Below are 13,182 nucleotides of genomic sequence, written 5' to 3' on the forward strand. Positions count from 1 at the left end.
GCATACTCAGCATGAAGAAACTGCCGCCTCGGCTTGCCGCGCATCCGACCGTCCGTGCGGTGCGGGAGCGGCCGTCGCAGCCGCCCGGCGTGATCGACGCCGACTGGTTGCGAACGGTCTGCCGCGAAGCCGGCGTCGACGACGTCGGTTTCGCCCGCGTCGACGACCCCGCGCTGGCCTCCGAGGTCGAGCATGTGCAGTCGGCGCTGCCGGGCGCCGTCAGCTATCTGTCGCTGGTGGTGAAGATGAACCGCGACAACGTGCGCTCCACCGCGCGCAGCGTCGCCAACCAGGAGTTCCACCGCAGCGGCGAGATCATGAACGAGGCCGCCCACCGCATCACCCGACTGCTCCAGGACGCCGGGCATCGAGTGGTCAATCCGTCGGCGACCTTTCCGATGGAGATGGATCGCTACCCGGGCCGCATCTGGGTGGTGGCACACAAGCCCGTCGCAGTCGCCGCCGGCATGGGGGTGATGGGCATCCACCGCAACGTGATCCATCCTCGCTTCGGCAACTTCATCCTGCTCGGGACCATCCTGGCGGCGGGCGAGATTTCAGAATACGATTCGCCGCTGGACTATTCGCCATGTCTGGAGTGCAAGCTGTGCGTGGCGGCATGTCCTGTCGGGGCGATCAAGAAGGACGGCGACTTCGACTTCTTCGCGTGCTCGGTGCACAACTACCGCGAATTCATGGGCGGCTTCACCGACTGGGTGGAGACCGTCGCTGACAGCGCGGACGGCAACGACTTCCGTTCTCGCGTCACCGATTCCGAAAATGCCTCGATGTGGCAGAGCCTCTCGTTCAAAGCGAACTACAAGGCCGCCTACTGCCTCGCGGTGTGCCCGGCGGGGGAGGAGGTCATCGAGCCTTACCTCGACGATCGCAAAGCGTTCATGGAGCTGGTGCTCAAACCGCTGCAGGACAAGAAGGAGACGCTCTATGTGCTCCCGGGTTCAGCGGCCGAAGAGCATGCGCTCAAACGCTTTCCGCACAAGCCGGTCAAGCACGTCGGCAGCGGCATCCGCGGCGTCCGGGCTGTTCCCGGCGCCTGAGCGCCTAGGCCCAGGCGTGCACGACGTTCTGGGCCGGTTCCAGGCCCTGGGCGATCAGCAGTTCGACCGCGTCGGCGGCCTGCTCACAGACGACCGCGACCTCGGGTCGCTCCCGGGCATTGAACGGCTCCAGCACGAACGACGCCCCGGACTGCCGGCCCGGCGGCTTGCCGATGCCGACGCGCACCCGGTGGAAGTCGTTGCTGCTCAACGCCGCTCCGACTGATCGCAGGCCGTTGTGGCCCGCCACGCCGCCCCCGTACTTGAGCCGGATACGGCCGAAATCGATGTCCAGTTCGTCGTGAACGATGATCACGTCGCGCGGCGGGACCGAGTAGAACTTGGCCAACGGACCGACCTGGCGCCCGGATTCGTTCATGTACACGCGCGGCTTGGCGAGTACCACCGGGCGGCCGGCGAGCCGCCCGGTGGTCACGTCGGCCCCGGACTTCTTGTGCACCTTGAACGTCTCGCCGATGCGGTCGGCGAGGACGTCGAGGACGAGGAAGCCGAGGTTGTGCCGGGTCAGGGCGTACTGCGGCCCCGGGTTGCCCAGGCCGACCACCAGCAGGGGTTCGGCCACGTCGGTAATTACTCGGAGTCGCCGTCGGCGGGCGCGTCTTCGCCGCCCTCGCCCTCGGCCTCAGCCTCGGCGGCCTCTTCGGCCTGCTCTTCGAGCGACTCGCCGCCACCCTCGGCCTCGAGCTCTTCCTCGGTCGGCGCGGTGATGACGTTGACGACCAGCAGCTCGGGATCGGACACCAGGGTCACGCCCGAGGGCAGCTCGACCTGACCGGCGAGCACCTGGGTGCCCTCCTGCGCCTCTTCGACCGAGACGGTGAGCTGCTGCGGGATCGACAACGCGTCGGCCTCGATCTCGATGGTCGCTGCCTCCTGGGTGACCAGCGTGCCGGGAGCCGCTTCGCCTTCGACGACGACGGTGACCTCGACGGTCACCTTCTCGCCGCGGCGCACGACCAGCAGGTCGGCGTGCTGGATGTTGCGGCGGATCGGATGGATCTCGAGCGATTTGGTCAGTGCCAGCTGCTCCTTGCCGGCGATGTCGAGCGTGAGCACGGCGTTGGTGCCGGCGTTGCGCAGCACGGCGGCGAAGTCGTGGCTGTCGAGCTCGAGATGCTGCGGGTCGGTGCCGTGGCCGTAGAGCACCACGGGAACGCGGCCTTCACGGCGGGCACGACGCGATGCGCCCTTGCCGGTGGTGCTGCGGACCTGAGCGGTCAAATTGTTCGGGGCGTTGCGCGCCATGTTCGGTACTCCTGTGCCGGTGGTGATGGACACGGCCAGGGCGACACGAACTGCAGATGATCGTCCCGTCGATAACGGCGGTCTGACAGACCACCCTCGCCGTGATGCGTCGACCAGGGTAGCTCAGCACCCGGCTAGAGCGGAAATTCCACCCCGGTGAGCTGCTCGGACAGCGTCCACAAGCCGGCGGCTTTGCTGCTGTTGCGTGCCAGCGGGGTGCGCCAGTGGGCCCCGGTGCGGCCCCGCATCGAGAACCGCGGACCGACGAACGTGTTGCCGGGCACGTCCTCGGCGACCGCGTAAAGCGTCTGCCGTGCTCCGAAGTCGGCATCGGTGGCGAAGACCGCGTTGCCCGCGTCCCAGACCCGGCTGCCGAACCGGTTGCCGGTGTGACCCTGCAGGTTGGTGGCCGAGTATCCGGGGTGGGCGGCCAGCGCCCGGACCGAGGAACCGGCGGCGGTCAGTCTGCGCTGCAGCTCGCTGGTGAACAGCAGGTTGGCCAGCTTCGATGCACCGTAGGCGGGCCAGGCGAGGTAGGGCCGGGACTTCCAGTTCAGGTCCGAGAGGCTGATGTAGCCGAACACGTGCATGAACGACGACACCGTGACCACCCGGTCGGTCAACCGCGGGAGGAGCAGGTTGGTGAGTGCGAAATGACCCAGATGGTTGGTGCCGATCTGGCTCTCGAACCCGTCGACAGTCAGCGCGTAGGGGACGGCCATGATGCCGGCGTTGTTGACGAGCACGTCGGCTCCGGACACGCCGTCGGCGAACGCTGTGATCGACGACAGATCCTGCAGGTCGAGGCGGCGCACCTCGACGTCACCGGTCATCGTCGCCGCCGCGTCGCGGCCCTTGTCGACGTTGCGCACCCCGAGGATGGTGCGAGCGCCGGCCCGGGCGAGTTCCCGGGCGGTCACCAGGCCCAGCCCGCTGTTGGCGCCCGTCACGATCACGGTGCGGCCGGCGAACGAGGGCAGGTCGGCTGCGGTCCAGTCGCTCATGGCATCACTCTAGGAAGACCGTGCTCAGCGCGCGGGCGGGGTGGGGACCTTCACCGTGAAGTCCCTGATCACGGTCTCGATGTCGCCGGCCTCCTCGGCCGCTTTGTCGGCGAACCCCGTCACGGTGAACTGGATGAGGTAGCGCTGCTTCTTCGGGGCGGCCCCGGTGGCGATGACGATGCGGTTGTAGCTGTGCATCCGGGCGCCGTTGAGGTCGTAGCTGCCCTCGATCATCGACGACGGGAAGCCGTCGAAGTCCGCCGTGGAGGCATTGAGTTGGCGGAAGTTCTGGCTCATCTGCGCGTCGACGTTCGCGTGGGTGAGCGCCTCGGCGACGTTGAAGTCGCCGGTCAGCTCGAACATGATCACCATCGCGGTCGGGTAGGTGTCGCCCTTGACGATCATCCGGGTACCGGGTGACAGGTTGGTGTTCTGGTAGGGATGCCAGCCGGGCGGGGTGGGCATCGTCACCGTCAGGTCGGTCACCTTGTTGAAGGCGACGGGCTGGCCGGTGACGCCGACCTGTTCGAGGAACGCGGCGATGGGAACGGGCGCCGACGACTGATTCGACGGCTGCGGGGACGGAGCGGGCGCGCTCGTTGTCGACCAGACCGCTTGGTAGTCGGGGGCTTCTGGAGTGCACGCGGTCAGCGTCAGCGCGGCGGCGGCTGCGGCGAGCACTCGTTGCGCTCTCATAGGATCTCGCGAACGCGCTCCAGCGGGCGGGCCAGCCGAGTGCCCTTGCCGGTCACGACGAATGGTCGCTCGATCAGGATCGGATGCTCGACCATCGCGTCGATCAGCTCGTCGTCCGACGCCGAGGTCAGTCCCAGTTCGGTGTAGAGCGATTCGCGGGTGCGCACGGCCGCACGGACGTCGATACCGGCGTCGGCGATCATCGCGGTCAGCTCGCGCCGCGTCGGTGGGTTCTTGAGGTAGAGCACCACCTCGGGTTCGATCCCGCCCTCGCGCAGCATTTCCAGCGCCTTGCGCGACGTCGTGCATCGCGGGTTGTGCAGGATGCGTGCGCTCATGCCGATCCGTCGAAAAGCCCTGTCACCGAGCCGTTTTCGAACACCGCGCGGATCGTGTTGGCGAGCAGCGGGGCGATGGACAGGACGGTCAGCTGAGGGAACATCTTGTCCTCGCCGATCGGCAGCGTGTTGGTCACGATGACCTCGCGGGCCCCGCTGTCGGCGAGCCGCTCGCGCGCAGGATCGGACAGCACGCCGTGGGTGGCGGCGATGATCACGTCGCCCGCGCCGTCCTGCTTGAGCAGCTTCACCGCTCCGGCGATGGTGCCACCGGTGTCGATCATGTCGTCGGTCAGGATGCAGGTCTTGCCGCGCACATCGCCGACGACGCGATTGGACTTGACCTGGTTGGGCACCAGCGGGTCGCGAGTCTTGTGGATGAAGGCGAGCGGGACACCGCCCAGGCTGTCGGCCCACTTCTCGGCGACGCGCACACGGCCCGAGTCGGGGGAGACGACCACCATGTCGTGGTCGGCGTAGTTCTCACCGATGTACCCGCACAGCAGCTTCTGCGCCCGCATGTGATCGACCGGACCGTCGAAGAAGCCCTGGATCTGATCGGTGTGCAGATCGACCGTGACGATCCGGTCGGCGCCGGCGGTCTTGTACAGGTCAGCGACCAGACGCGCGGAGATGGGTTCGCGGCCGCGGTGCTTCTTGTCCTGCCGCGCATAGGGATAGAACGGCAGGATCGCGGTGATCCGCTTGGCGCTGCCGCGCTTGAGCGCGTCGATCATGATCAGCTGTTCCATCAGCCACGTGTTCAGCGGCGCGGGATGGCTCTGCAGCACGAACGCGTCGCTGCCGCGCACCGATTCGTCGAAGCGGACGAAGATCTCGCCGTTGGCGAAGTCACGTGCGGTCTGCGCGGTGACCGGCACGTCGAGTTCCTTGGCGACCTGCTCGGCGAGTTCGGGGTGCGCCCGACCCGAGAAGAGCATCAGGTTCTTGCGGTTGTCGGTCCAGTCGTGGCTCACGGGCTGCCCTCGGCTTCTCGCAGTCGATTCTCGGGCCATCGTACGTAGCGGGGACGCGCGCACGTCGGCGGGTTACCAGAATGCCAATAAACGGCGACGAATTGCTACTCGCCGGTAGTTTCGCCGGCTTGTCGTGCCGCTGCGGCCGCCTGTGCGGCCGCACTGCCGGGACGTTTGCGTTCCACCCAGCCCTCGATCGTGCGCTGCGGTCCGGCCGACACCGCGAGCGCGCCGGGCGGCACGTCCTCGCGCACCACCGTGCCTGCGCCGGTGTACGCCCCGTCGCCGATCGTGACGGGAGCGACGAACATGGTGTCCGAGCCGGTGCGCACGTGGGAACCGATCGTCGTCCGGCTCTTGGTCTCGCCGTTGTAGTTGACGAAGACGCTCGACGCGCCGATGTTGCTGTGCTCACCGATGTCGGCGTCGCCCACGTAGGTCAGGTGCGGCACTTTCGTGCCGGTGCCGATCGTCGCGTTCTTGGCCTCGACGAACGCGCCCAGCTTCCCGACGTCACCCAGGACTGTGCCCGGACGCAGGTAGGTGAACGGTCCGACGGTGGCGCCGGCGCCGATGACCGACTCCGAACCGTGGGTGCGCACCACCGCGGCTTCGTCGCCGACGGTGATGTCGGTCAGCGTGCTGTCGGGTCCGATCTCGCACCGCGCGCCGATCGCCGTCGCTCCCAGCAGCTGTGTTCCCGGACGCACCACGGTGTCGAGCCCGATGGTCACGTCGACGTCGATCCACGTCGTGGCCGGATCGACGACGGTCACGCCGTTGCGCTGGTGGGCCGCGACGATGCGCCGGTTCAGTTCCGCGCCGAGCGCGGCCAACTGAACGCGGTCGTTGACGCCGGCCACCAGGGCTGCGTCGTCGATGTGCTGGCCGAGGACGGGCAGACCGTCGCTGCGCACGATCGCGAACACGTCGGTGAGGTAGAGCTCGTGCTGGGCGTTGTCGGAGCGCAGCCGGCTCAGCGCCGACCGGAGCTCTGCGGCGTCGAACGCGTACACCCCGGCGTTGACCTCGTGGATCGCCCGCTGCGCCGGGGTGGCGTCGGCCTGCTCGACGATGCCGATGACCTCGCCGTCCTGGGTGCGCAGGATGCGGCCGTAGCCGGTGGCGTCGGCCAGTGTCGTCGTCAGCACGGAAGCCGCCGCGCCGGCGGAAGTGTGGGCATCGATCAGCTGCTCGAGAGTGTGGGAGTTCAGCAGCGGCACGTCGCCGGAGGTGACGACCACGACGCCCGCGAAATCCTCGGGCAGGGCCGACAGCCCGCAGGCGACGGCATGGCCGGTGCCCCGCTGTTCCTCCTGCACGGCGATCTCGACCTGGCGGCCGATGGTCTCGCCGATCTGCAGCGCGGCCGGGGCGACCCGTTCACGGTCCTTACCGACGATCGCCACCAGGTGCGTCGGCCCGACCCCGGCCACCGCGTGCAGGGCATGGGACAGCATGCTGCGCCCGCCGAGGGTGTGCAGCACCTTGGGAGTGTGGGACTTCATCCGGGTGCCGGCTCCCGCGGCGAGGATGAGGACGGCTGCGTCACGCGTCATCGCGGCTCCTGCCTGTCGACTGTGCAGGTTCATCCGGGACACGCCGGCTGCGCCGTATCAGTTCGCACACTCGCGATTGAACTCGTCGCTCCCTGTCGTCGTGTCGCTCGGCAAGCCTCGCTCCGTCGCCAGGACTCGAACCTGAACTATCTGAACCAAAATCAGAGGTGCTGCCGATTACACCACGACGGATCGGTGACGAGATACGCGTGCGACTTTAGCCCATGGCGCGGTGGTGCAGACCGAACGGAACGGCCGCCAGCAGGGTGACGGAGACGGTGCGGCCCGTCGGCAGCCGATACGTGCGGCGGCTGCCCGGTGTGGCACCGAGCAGCGCGCTGCCCAGCGGCGACGCGGCGGTGATGACGTCGAGCTCGTCGTCGGTAGTGGCAACGGTGCCGAGAAGGAACGTCTCCTCTTCGGCGTCGTCGAAGCGAACGGTGAGCACCATGCCGGGCTCGGCGACGCCGTCGTCGGGCGGGGTCTGAGTGTCCGCCGATCGGCTGAGCAGTTCGTGGATGTCGCGGATGCGCTGCTTACGCGCGAGCCACGCGTCCACGACATCGCCGGTGCGGTCGGAGCCCGAGCGTGGCACGGTCAGTAGTTCGGCCAACTCGGCCTCCAGGGCCGTTCGCGTGTGTGGCGTCATCCAGACCGTGCTGGTCATCCGGTGTCCTTCCGGGGTCGCGGATCGTCGTCAGGGGCGGGTCACGGCACCGCCCCTGACGACCGGGGGAACCCTCGCGACGAGGGTGGGTCGGCGTCTTCGCGCTCGGTGAGTCCATGGTCAGCCGAAAAGGGCAACAGGGCCTTGTGCTGCGGCGACAACAGGGAGGTGCCGATTTGTCGGCTCACGACAAGCGGGTCAGTCGTGCATGGCGAGTTCGATCATCATCGCGAACCGCTTGTCGGCGTCGTCGAGATGCAGATCGGTCAGTTCGGCCATCCGCCGCATCCGGTAGCGGACGGTGTTCTCGTGCACGCCCAGCCGTGCCGCGGTGCGTGTCGGGTCGCCGCGCTCCTGCAGCCAGGCCCGCAGCGTCGCCTCGTACACCGTGCCGTTGGCGGCGTCGTGGGCACGCAGCTCGGCGACCGTCCCGCGGTGCGGATTGCGGCCCGCCGTCGCGGCCGACCGAAGGCGCTGCAGGACGACGGCGTTCCAGGACTCGTCGTAGGCGGGCGCGACGGCAGCGCCGGTGTTCTCCTGTAGAGCGAGGCATTCGTCGGCTTCGGTCCGCGCCGCGGCCAGGTCGCCGGCGGTCGCGGGCGCGCTGATCCCGGCCTGCACGCGCAGTTGCGGCGGCAGCGTGCCGATCAGTTCCTCTATCCAGGCCCGGGCGACCGCTGCCTCGTCGGCGGCGAGAACGGTGTAGACGGTGGTGGCGGCGAGCGCGCTTCGTGATGGGCGGGACCAGCCGAAACCGGACGTCGCCCGCTCGAAGGCCTGCAGCAGCGCGGCGTGCCGCCGGCCGCCGTCGTGCGCACGCAATGCGATCACCCGCAGCGCCGCGGGCGGCAGCCCGAGCCGGCTGGCCAGCGTCGCCGCGTCGGGTGTGCCCTCGAGCAGCCGGATCACCAGCTCGGACTCGACCTGGCGTTCCAGATCGGCGCTCGCGCGCGACCGGAGCAGGTGCAGGGCCACGGTGTGCGCCCCGTCTCTGAGTGCGCGCAGCCGCACGCCGGTCAACGGCTCGGGGCAGGCCACCCACACGGAGCCGAGCACATCCTTGCCGGCGCGCACCGCCACAACCATGCGTCCCGTTCGGCCCGTGCTCGGGTCAGCGGGCACGAACATCGGCTCGTCGGAAGTCGACAGGTGCTCGAACACACCGGAGGGGGCGAAGATCTCGCGGACCTCATCCGATACCCGCCGGGCCAGGATCGTGTCGACCCGCGGCGGATCGGCGTCGCGCTGATCACGGGAGAACGCCATCACTCGCGAGCGCCGATCCTCGATCACGACCGCGCCGCTCACCGCGGCGGCGAGGCTGTCGGCGAGTGCGAACAGGTCGGTCGGCCCGCGTCCGGACTCCGTCTCGCGTCCCTCCAGGACGAGGCCGTAGACGATCGCGGCGACGTCGCTCCACGGCACCGCAGCATCGACCACCAGCACCGCCATGCCCTCGGCATCGACGGCGTCCGTGCTGCGGGTAAGGACGGCGACCGACCCGGCGGCTTCGGCCCACTGCAGCGCCTCGACGCCCGTCGTCGCGCCGACGGCAAGTAGCACGTCACCGGGCACGGTGCGGCCGTCGACGATCTCGGGCAGCACGACGCTGCGCAGTTCGGTCGAGCGGTCCGCCGAGCCGGCGTGCCAGCGGACGCCGTACCCGCCGAGAACGTTGATCAGCCGATCCAGCGTGATCACGGAGCTTGACGGTACGCGGGGGTGCCGCGGTTTACCCTGAACGGCGTGCCAGCTCCCGACAAGGACGTGCGTGCCCCGCGCGCGAGGATGACCGGCAGCGAGCGTCGACAGCAACTCATCGAGATCGCGAAGTCGCTGTTCGCCGAGCGCGGCTTCGACGGCACGTCGATCGAGGAGATCGCGCTGCGGGCCAACGTCTCCAAGCCCGTCGTCTACGAGCATTTCGGCGGCAAGGAGGGTCTGTACGCCGTCGTGGTCGACCGCGAGATGTCGGCCCTGCTCGACGGCATCACCTCGTCGCTGACCAACAACCGGTCCCGGGTGCGCCTCGAGCGGGTCGCGTTGGCGCTACTGACCTACGTCGAGGAACACACCGACGGGTTCCGCATCCTGATCCGCGATTCGCCGGCGAGCATCACCGCGGGCACGTACTCGACGCTGCTCAACGACGCGGTCAACCAGGTGTCGTCGATCCTGGCCGGGGATTTCTCGCGCCGCGGCCTCGACGCCGATCTCGCGCCGCTGTACGCCCAAGCACTCGTCGGCTCGGTGTCGATGTCTGCGCAGTGGTGGCTCGACACCCGCGAGCCGAAAAAGGAAGTGGTGGCCGCGCATCTGGTGAACCTGATGTGGAACGGCCTGACCCATCTCGAGGCCGACCCGCAACTGCGGGGGGAGTAGCCGCCCTCGGCCGGTTCGGCGGCGACGCCGTCGGGGCCTACGATGGAAGCCATCATGACCGTATCGGGGACCCTTCATGTCCACACCCCGATCGCGGGCCTCGTCGACCTGGCACTGCGCGACCCCTCTCTGCAGGAAGTCACCCGCCGCGCCGCCGACCGGCCCGCCGATCTCGACCTCGTCGGACCGGCCAGCGCTCGGCTCTTCGTGGCCACCGCGCTCGCGCAGGCCGGCCCAGTGCTGCCGTCCACCCGCGACGGGCCGGGAGGCCGATGACCTGACCGCCGAACTCAAGGGCGTCTTCGGCGACGCGGTCGCGATGTTCCCGTCCTGGGAGACGCTGCCGCACGAGCGGCTCTCACCCGGCGTCGACACCGTCGGCGCCAGGATGATGGTGCTGCGCCGGCTCACCCATCCCGATGACGCGCGGCTGGGTCCGCCGCTGCGCATCCTCGTGACGACGGCCCGCTCGCTGCTGCAGCCGATGGCGCCGGACCTGGCCGCCGTCGAACCCGTGACGCTGACGGTCGGGGAGGACTCCGACTTCGACGGGACCGTCGCGCGGTTGGTCGATCTGGCGTACACCCGCGTCGACATGGTGGCCAAACGCGGGGAGTTCGCCGTGCGCGGCGGCATCCTGGATCTCTTCCCTCCGACGGCCGAGCACCCTGTGCGCGTGGAGTTCTGGGGCGACGAGGTCTCAGAGATGCGGATGTTCGCGGTCGCCGATCAGCGGTCGATTCCCGAGATCGACGTGTCGACGGTGATCGCTGTGCCGTGCCGGGAAGTGCTGCTCACCCGCAGAGGTGCGTGAGCGGGCCGCGGTGCTGGCCGCCGAGCATCCGGTCGTGGAGAACGGGGTACCGGGCAGCGTGCCCGACATGCTGGCCAAGCTCTCCGAAGGGATTCCCGTCGACGGGATGGAGGCGCTGCTGCCGCTGCTGGAAGCCGGTCGGTCTGGTGACATTGCCCTCGCTGCTGCCCGCGGGGACGCCGCTGCTGATCTGCGATCCGGAGAAGGTGCGCAGTCGTGCCGCCGATCTGATCAAGACGGGTCGCGAATTCCTGGAAGCGTCATGGTCGACGGCAGCGGTGGGCGGTGACGCGCCGATCGACCTGGAGGCGCTGGGTGCGTCCGGCTTCGTCCCGTTCGACGAGGGCCGTGACACCGCCCGTGCGGGTGGGCACCCCTGGTGGACGTTGAGCCAGCTCGACAGCGGCGCCGACGAGCCGGTGCGCCTCGACATCCGCCCGGCACCCTCGGCGCGCGGTCAACAGCACAACCTCAGCGAGATCTTCGCGATGCTGCGCGCCCACGTCGCCACAGGCGGCTACGGCGTCGTCGTCACCCCGGGCACCGGCACCTGCATGCGGGTGGTCGAGCAGCTCGGCGAAGCCGATACGGCCGCAACGATTCTCGAGCCCGGCGCGGTGCCGCGCGAGGGCGTGGTCGGGGTGATGAAGGGCCCGCTGCACGACGGTGTGGTGATGCCCGGCGCGAACCTGGTGGTGATCACCGAAGCCGATCTGACGGGCAACCGCGTCGCGGCGACCGAAGGCAAGAAGCTCGCGGCCAAGCGGCGCAACGTCGTCGACCCGCTCGCGCTGACCGCCGGTGATCTGGTGGTGCACGACCAGCACGGAATCGGCCGCTTCGTCGAGATGACCGAGCGGGTGGTGGGCGGCGCCCGGCGTGAGTACCTGGTGTTGGAGTACGCGTCCTCGAAGCGTGGGTGGCGGGTCCGACGGCTCTACGTGCCGATGGATTCGCTGGATCAGTTGTCGCGCTACGTCGGCGGCGAAGCGCCCACACTGTCCAAGCTCGGCGGCAGCGACTGGGCCAACACGAAAACGAAAGCGCGCCGGGCAGTTCGGGAGATCGCCGCGGAGCTGGTCACGCTGTACGCCAAGCGGCAGGCCTCGCCCGGGCACGGCGTTCGCCCCGGACACCCCGTGGCAGATCGAGATGGAAGACGCCTTCGGGTTCACCGAGACGGTGGATCAGCTCACCGCGATCACCGAGGTGAAATCGGACATGGAGAAGCCGGTTCCGATGGACCGGGTGATCTGTGGCGACGTCGGCTACGGCAAGACCGAGATCGCGGTGCGCGCAGCGTTCAAAGCGGTGCAGGACGGCAAGCAGGTCGCGGTGCTGGTTCCCACGACACTGCTCGCAGAACAGCACCTGCAAACGTTCAGTGCGCGCATGACCGGTTTTCCCGTTACGGTGAAAGGCTTGTCGCGCTTCACATCCGGGGCCGAATCCAAGGCCGTGATGGAGGGATGAAGGACGGCTCGGTCGACATCGTGATCGGCACCCATCGGCTCCTGCAGACCGGGGTGACGTGGAAGGACCTCGGCCTGGTCATCGTCGACGAGGAACAGCGCTTCGGTGTCGAGCACAAGGAACACATCAAGTCGATGCGCACCCACGTCGACGTTGCTGACGATGAGCGCGACCCCGATCCCGCGCACGCTGGAGATGAGCCTGGCCGGGATTCGCGAGATGTCGACGATCCTCACCCCGCCGGAGGAACGCTATCCGGTGCTGACGTACGTGGGCCCGCATGACGACAAGCAGGTCGCCGCGGCGCTGCGCCGCGAGATGCTGCGCGACGGGCAGGCGTTCTACATCCACAACCGCGTGCGCTCGATCGACCAGGCCGCAGCGCGAGTTCGCCAGATGGTGCCCGAGGCGCGGGTGGTGGTCGCGCACGGTCAGATGCCCGAGGAGCAACTCGAAAAGACGGTCGAGGGGTTCTGGAACCGTGAGTTCGACATCCTGGTGTGCACGACGATCGTGGAGACGGGCCTGGACATCTCGAACGCCAACACGTTGATCGTCGAGCGGGCAGACACGTTCGGGCTGTCGCAGCTGCACCAGTTGCGCGGCCGCGTCGGGCGCTCGAGAGAGCGCGGGTACGCGTACTTCCTGTATCCGCCGGAGGTGCCGCTGACCGAGACGGCGTACGACCGGCTTGCCACGATCGCGCAGAACAACGACCTCGGCGCGGGCATGGCGGTCGCGATGAAGGATCTCGAGATCCGCGGCGCGGGCAACGTGCTCGGTGCCGAGCAATCCGGTCACGTGGCGGGCGTGGGCTTCGATCTCTACGTCCGGCTCGTCGGCGAGGCCGTCGAGGCGTACCGCGCCGCGGCGGACGGGAAAACCGTTCTCGCACCGGAAGAACCGAAAGAGGTCCGCATCGACCTGCCCGTCGACGCGCATCTGCCG

11 protein-coding genes, 1 tRNA gene and 1 pseudogene are annotated in these 13,182 nt (G+C 68.7%); 3 read left to right on the forward strand and 10 right to left on the reverse strand.

Annotation, left to right across the window (positions count from 1 at the left end):
• The first annotated feature begins 11 nt into the window (after positions 1-11).
• A complete protein-coding gene (locus PGN37_RS09365; RefSeq protein WP_335330750.1) occupies positions 12-1,058 on the forward strand; it encodes an epoxyqueuosine reductase in 1,047 nt (348 codons plus the stop codon).
• 4 nt (positions 1,059-1,062) lie between these two features.
• Here PGN37_RS09365 and pth read toward each other — a convergent pair whose 3' ends face one another.
• From pth to PGN37_RS09415, 10 genes are all read right to left on the reverse strand, one after another.
• On the reverse strand, positions 1,063-1,641 hold the full coding sequence (gene pth / locus PGN37_RS09370; protein WP_335330751.1) for an aminoacyl-tRNA hydrolase: 579 nt from the start codon (positions 1,639-1,641) through the stop codon (positions 1,063-1,065).
• A gap of 8 nt (positions 1,642-1,649) precedes the next feature.
• Complete coding sequence (locus PGN37_RS09375; protein WP_335330752.1) at positions 1,650-2,324, reverse strand: 50S ribosomal protein L25/general stress protein Ctc; 675 nt, start codon at positions 2,322-2,324, stop codon at positions 1,650-1,652.
• A gap of 134 nt (positions 2,325-2,458) precedes the next feature.
• Positions 2,459-3,328: an oxidoreductase gene (locus tag PGN37_RS09380; protein WP_335330753.1), complete on the reverse strand. Its 870-nt coding sequence runs from the start codon at positions 3,326-3,328 to the stop codon at positions 2,459-2,461.
• A gap of 24 nt (positions 3,329-3,352) precedes the next feature.
• On the reverse strand, positions 3,353-4,024 hold the full coding sequence (locus PGN37_RS09385; protein WP_335330754.1) for an LpqN/LpqT family lipoprotein: 672 nt from the start codon (positions 4,022-4,024) through the stop codon (positions 3,353-3,355).
• Positions 4,021-4,362 carry an arsenate reductase (glutaredoxin) gene (arsC, locus tag PGN37_RS09390; RefSeq protein ID WP_335330755.1) on the reverse strand — a complete coding sequence of 114 codons (342 nt, stop codon included), beginning with the start codon at positions 4,360-4,362 and terminating at the stop codon, positions 4,021-4,023. The genes PGN37_RS09385 and arsC overlap by 4 nt, the downstream gene beginning before the upstream one ends.
• Positions 4,359-5,339, reverse strand: coding sequence for a ribose-phosphate diphosphokinase (locus tag PGN37_RS09395; RefSeq protein ID WP_335330756.1), 981 nt, complete (start codon positions 5,337-5,339; stop codon positions 4,359-4,361). The genes arsC and PGN37_RS09395 overlap by 4 nt, the downstream gene beginning before the upstream one ends.
• A 104-nt stretch (positions 5,340-5,443) precedes the next feature.
• Complete coding sequence (glmU, locus tag PGN37_RS09400) at positions 5,444-6,898, reverse strand: bifunctional UDP-N-acetylglucosamine diphosphorylase/glucosamine-1-phosphate N-acetyltransferase GlmU (RefSeq protein ID WP_335330757.1); 1,455 nt, start codon at positions 6,896-6,898, stop codon at positions 5,444-5,446.
• A 120-nt stretch (positions 6,899-7,018) separates the two neighbouring features.
• Positions 7,019-7,090: transfer RNA gene (locus PGN37_RS09405), tRNA-Gln, on the reverse strand.
• Positions 7,091-7,115: 25 nt separating this feature from the next.
• The gene (locus tag PGN37_RS09410) at positions 7,116-7,565 is read right to left on the reverse strand and encodes a GreA/GreB family elongation factor (protein ID WP_335330758.1); all 450 of its coding nucleotides are present in this window, start codon (positions 7,563-7,565) and stop codon (positions 7,116-7,118) included.
• A gap of 198 nt (positions 7,566-7,763) precedes the next feature.
• Positions 7,764-9,266, reverse strand: coding sequence for a PucR family transcriptional regulator (locus PGN37_RS09415; RefSeq protein WP_335330759.1), 1,503 nt, complete (start codon positions 9,264-9,266; stop codon positions 7,764-7,766).
• A gap of 87 nt (positions 9,267-9,353) precedes the next feature.
• Between PGN37_RS09415 and PGN37_RS09420 the strand changes: the two genes are divergently transcribed.
• Together PGN37_RS09420 and mfd are read left to right on the forward strand one after the other, a co-directional pair.
• Positions 9,354-9,947, forward strand: coding sequence for a TetR/AcrR family transcriptional regulator (locus tag PGN37_RS09420; RefSeq protein ID WP_335330772.1), 594 nt, complete (start codon positions 9,354-9,356; stop codon positions 9,945-9,947).
• A 54-nt stretch (positions 9,948-10,001) separates the two neighbouring features.
• Positions 10,002-13,182: pseudogene (gene mfd, locus PGN37_RS09425) on the forward strand (transcription-repair coupling factor); the annotation flags it as partial.

The sequence above is a fragment of the Mycobacterium kyogaense genome, assembly GCF_036946525.1.
GTDB classification, from domain to species: Bacteria; Actinomycetota; Actinomycetes; order Mycobacteriales; family Mycobacteriaceae; genus Mycobacterium; species Mycobacterium kyogaense_A.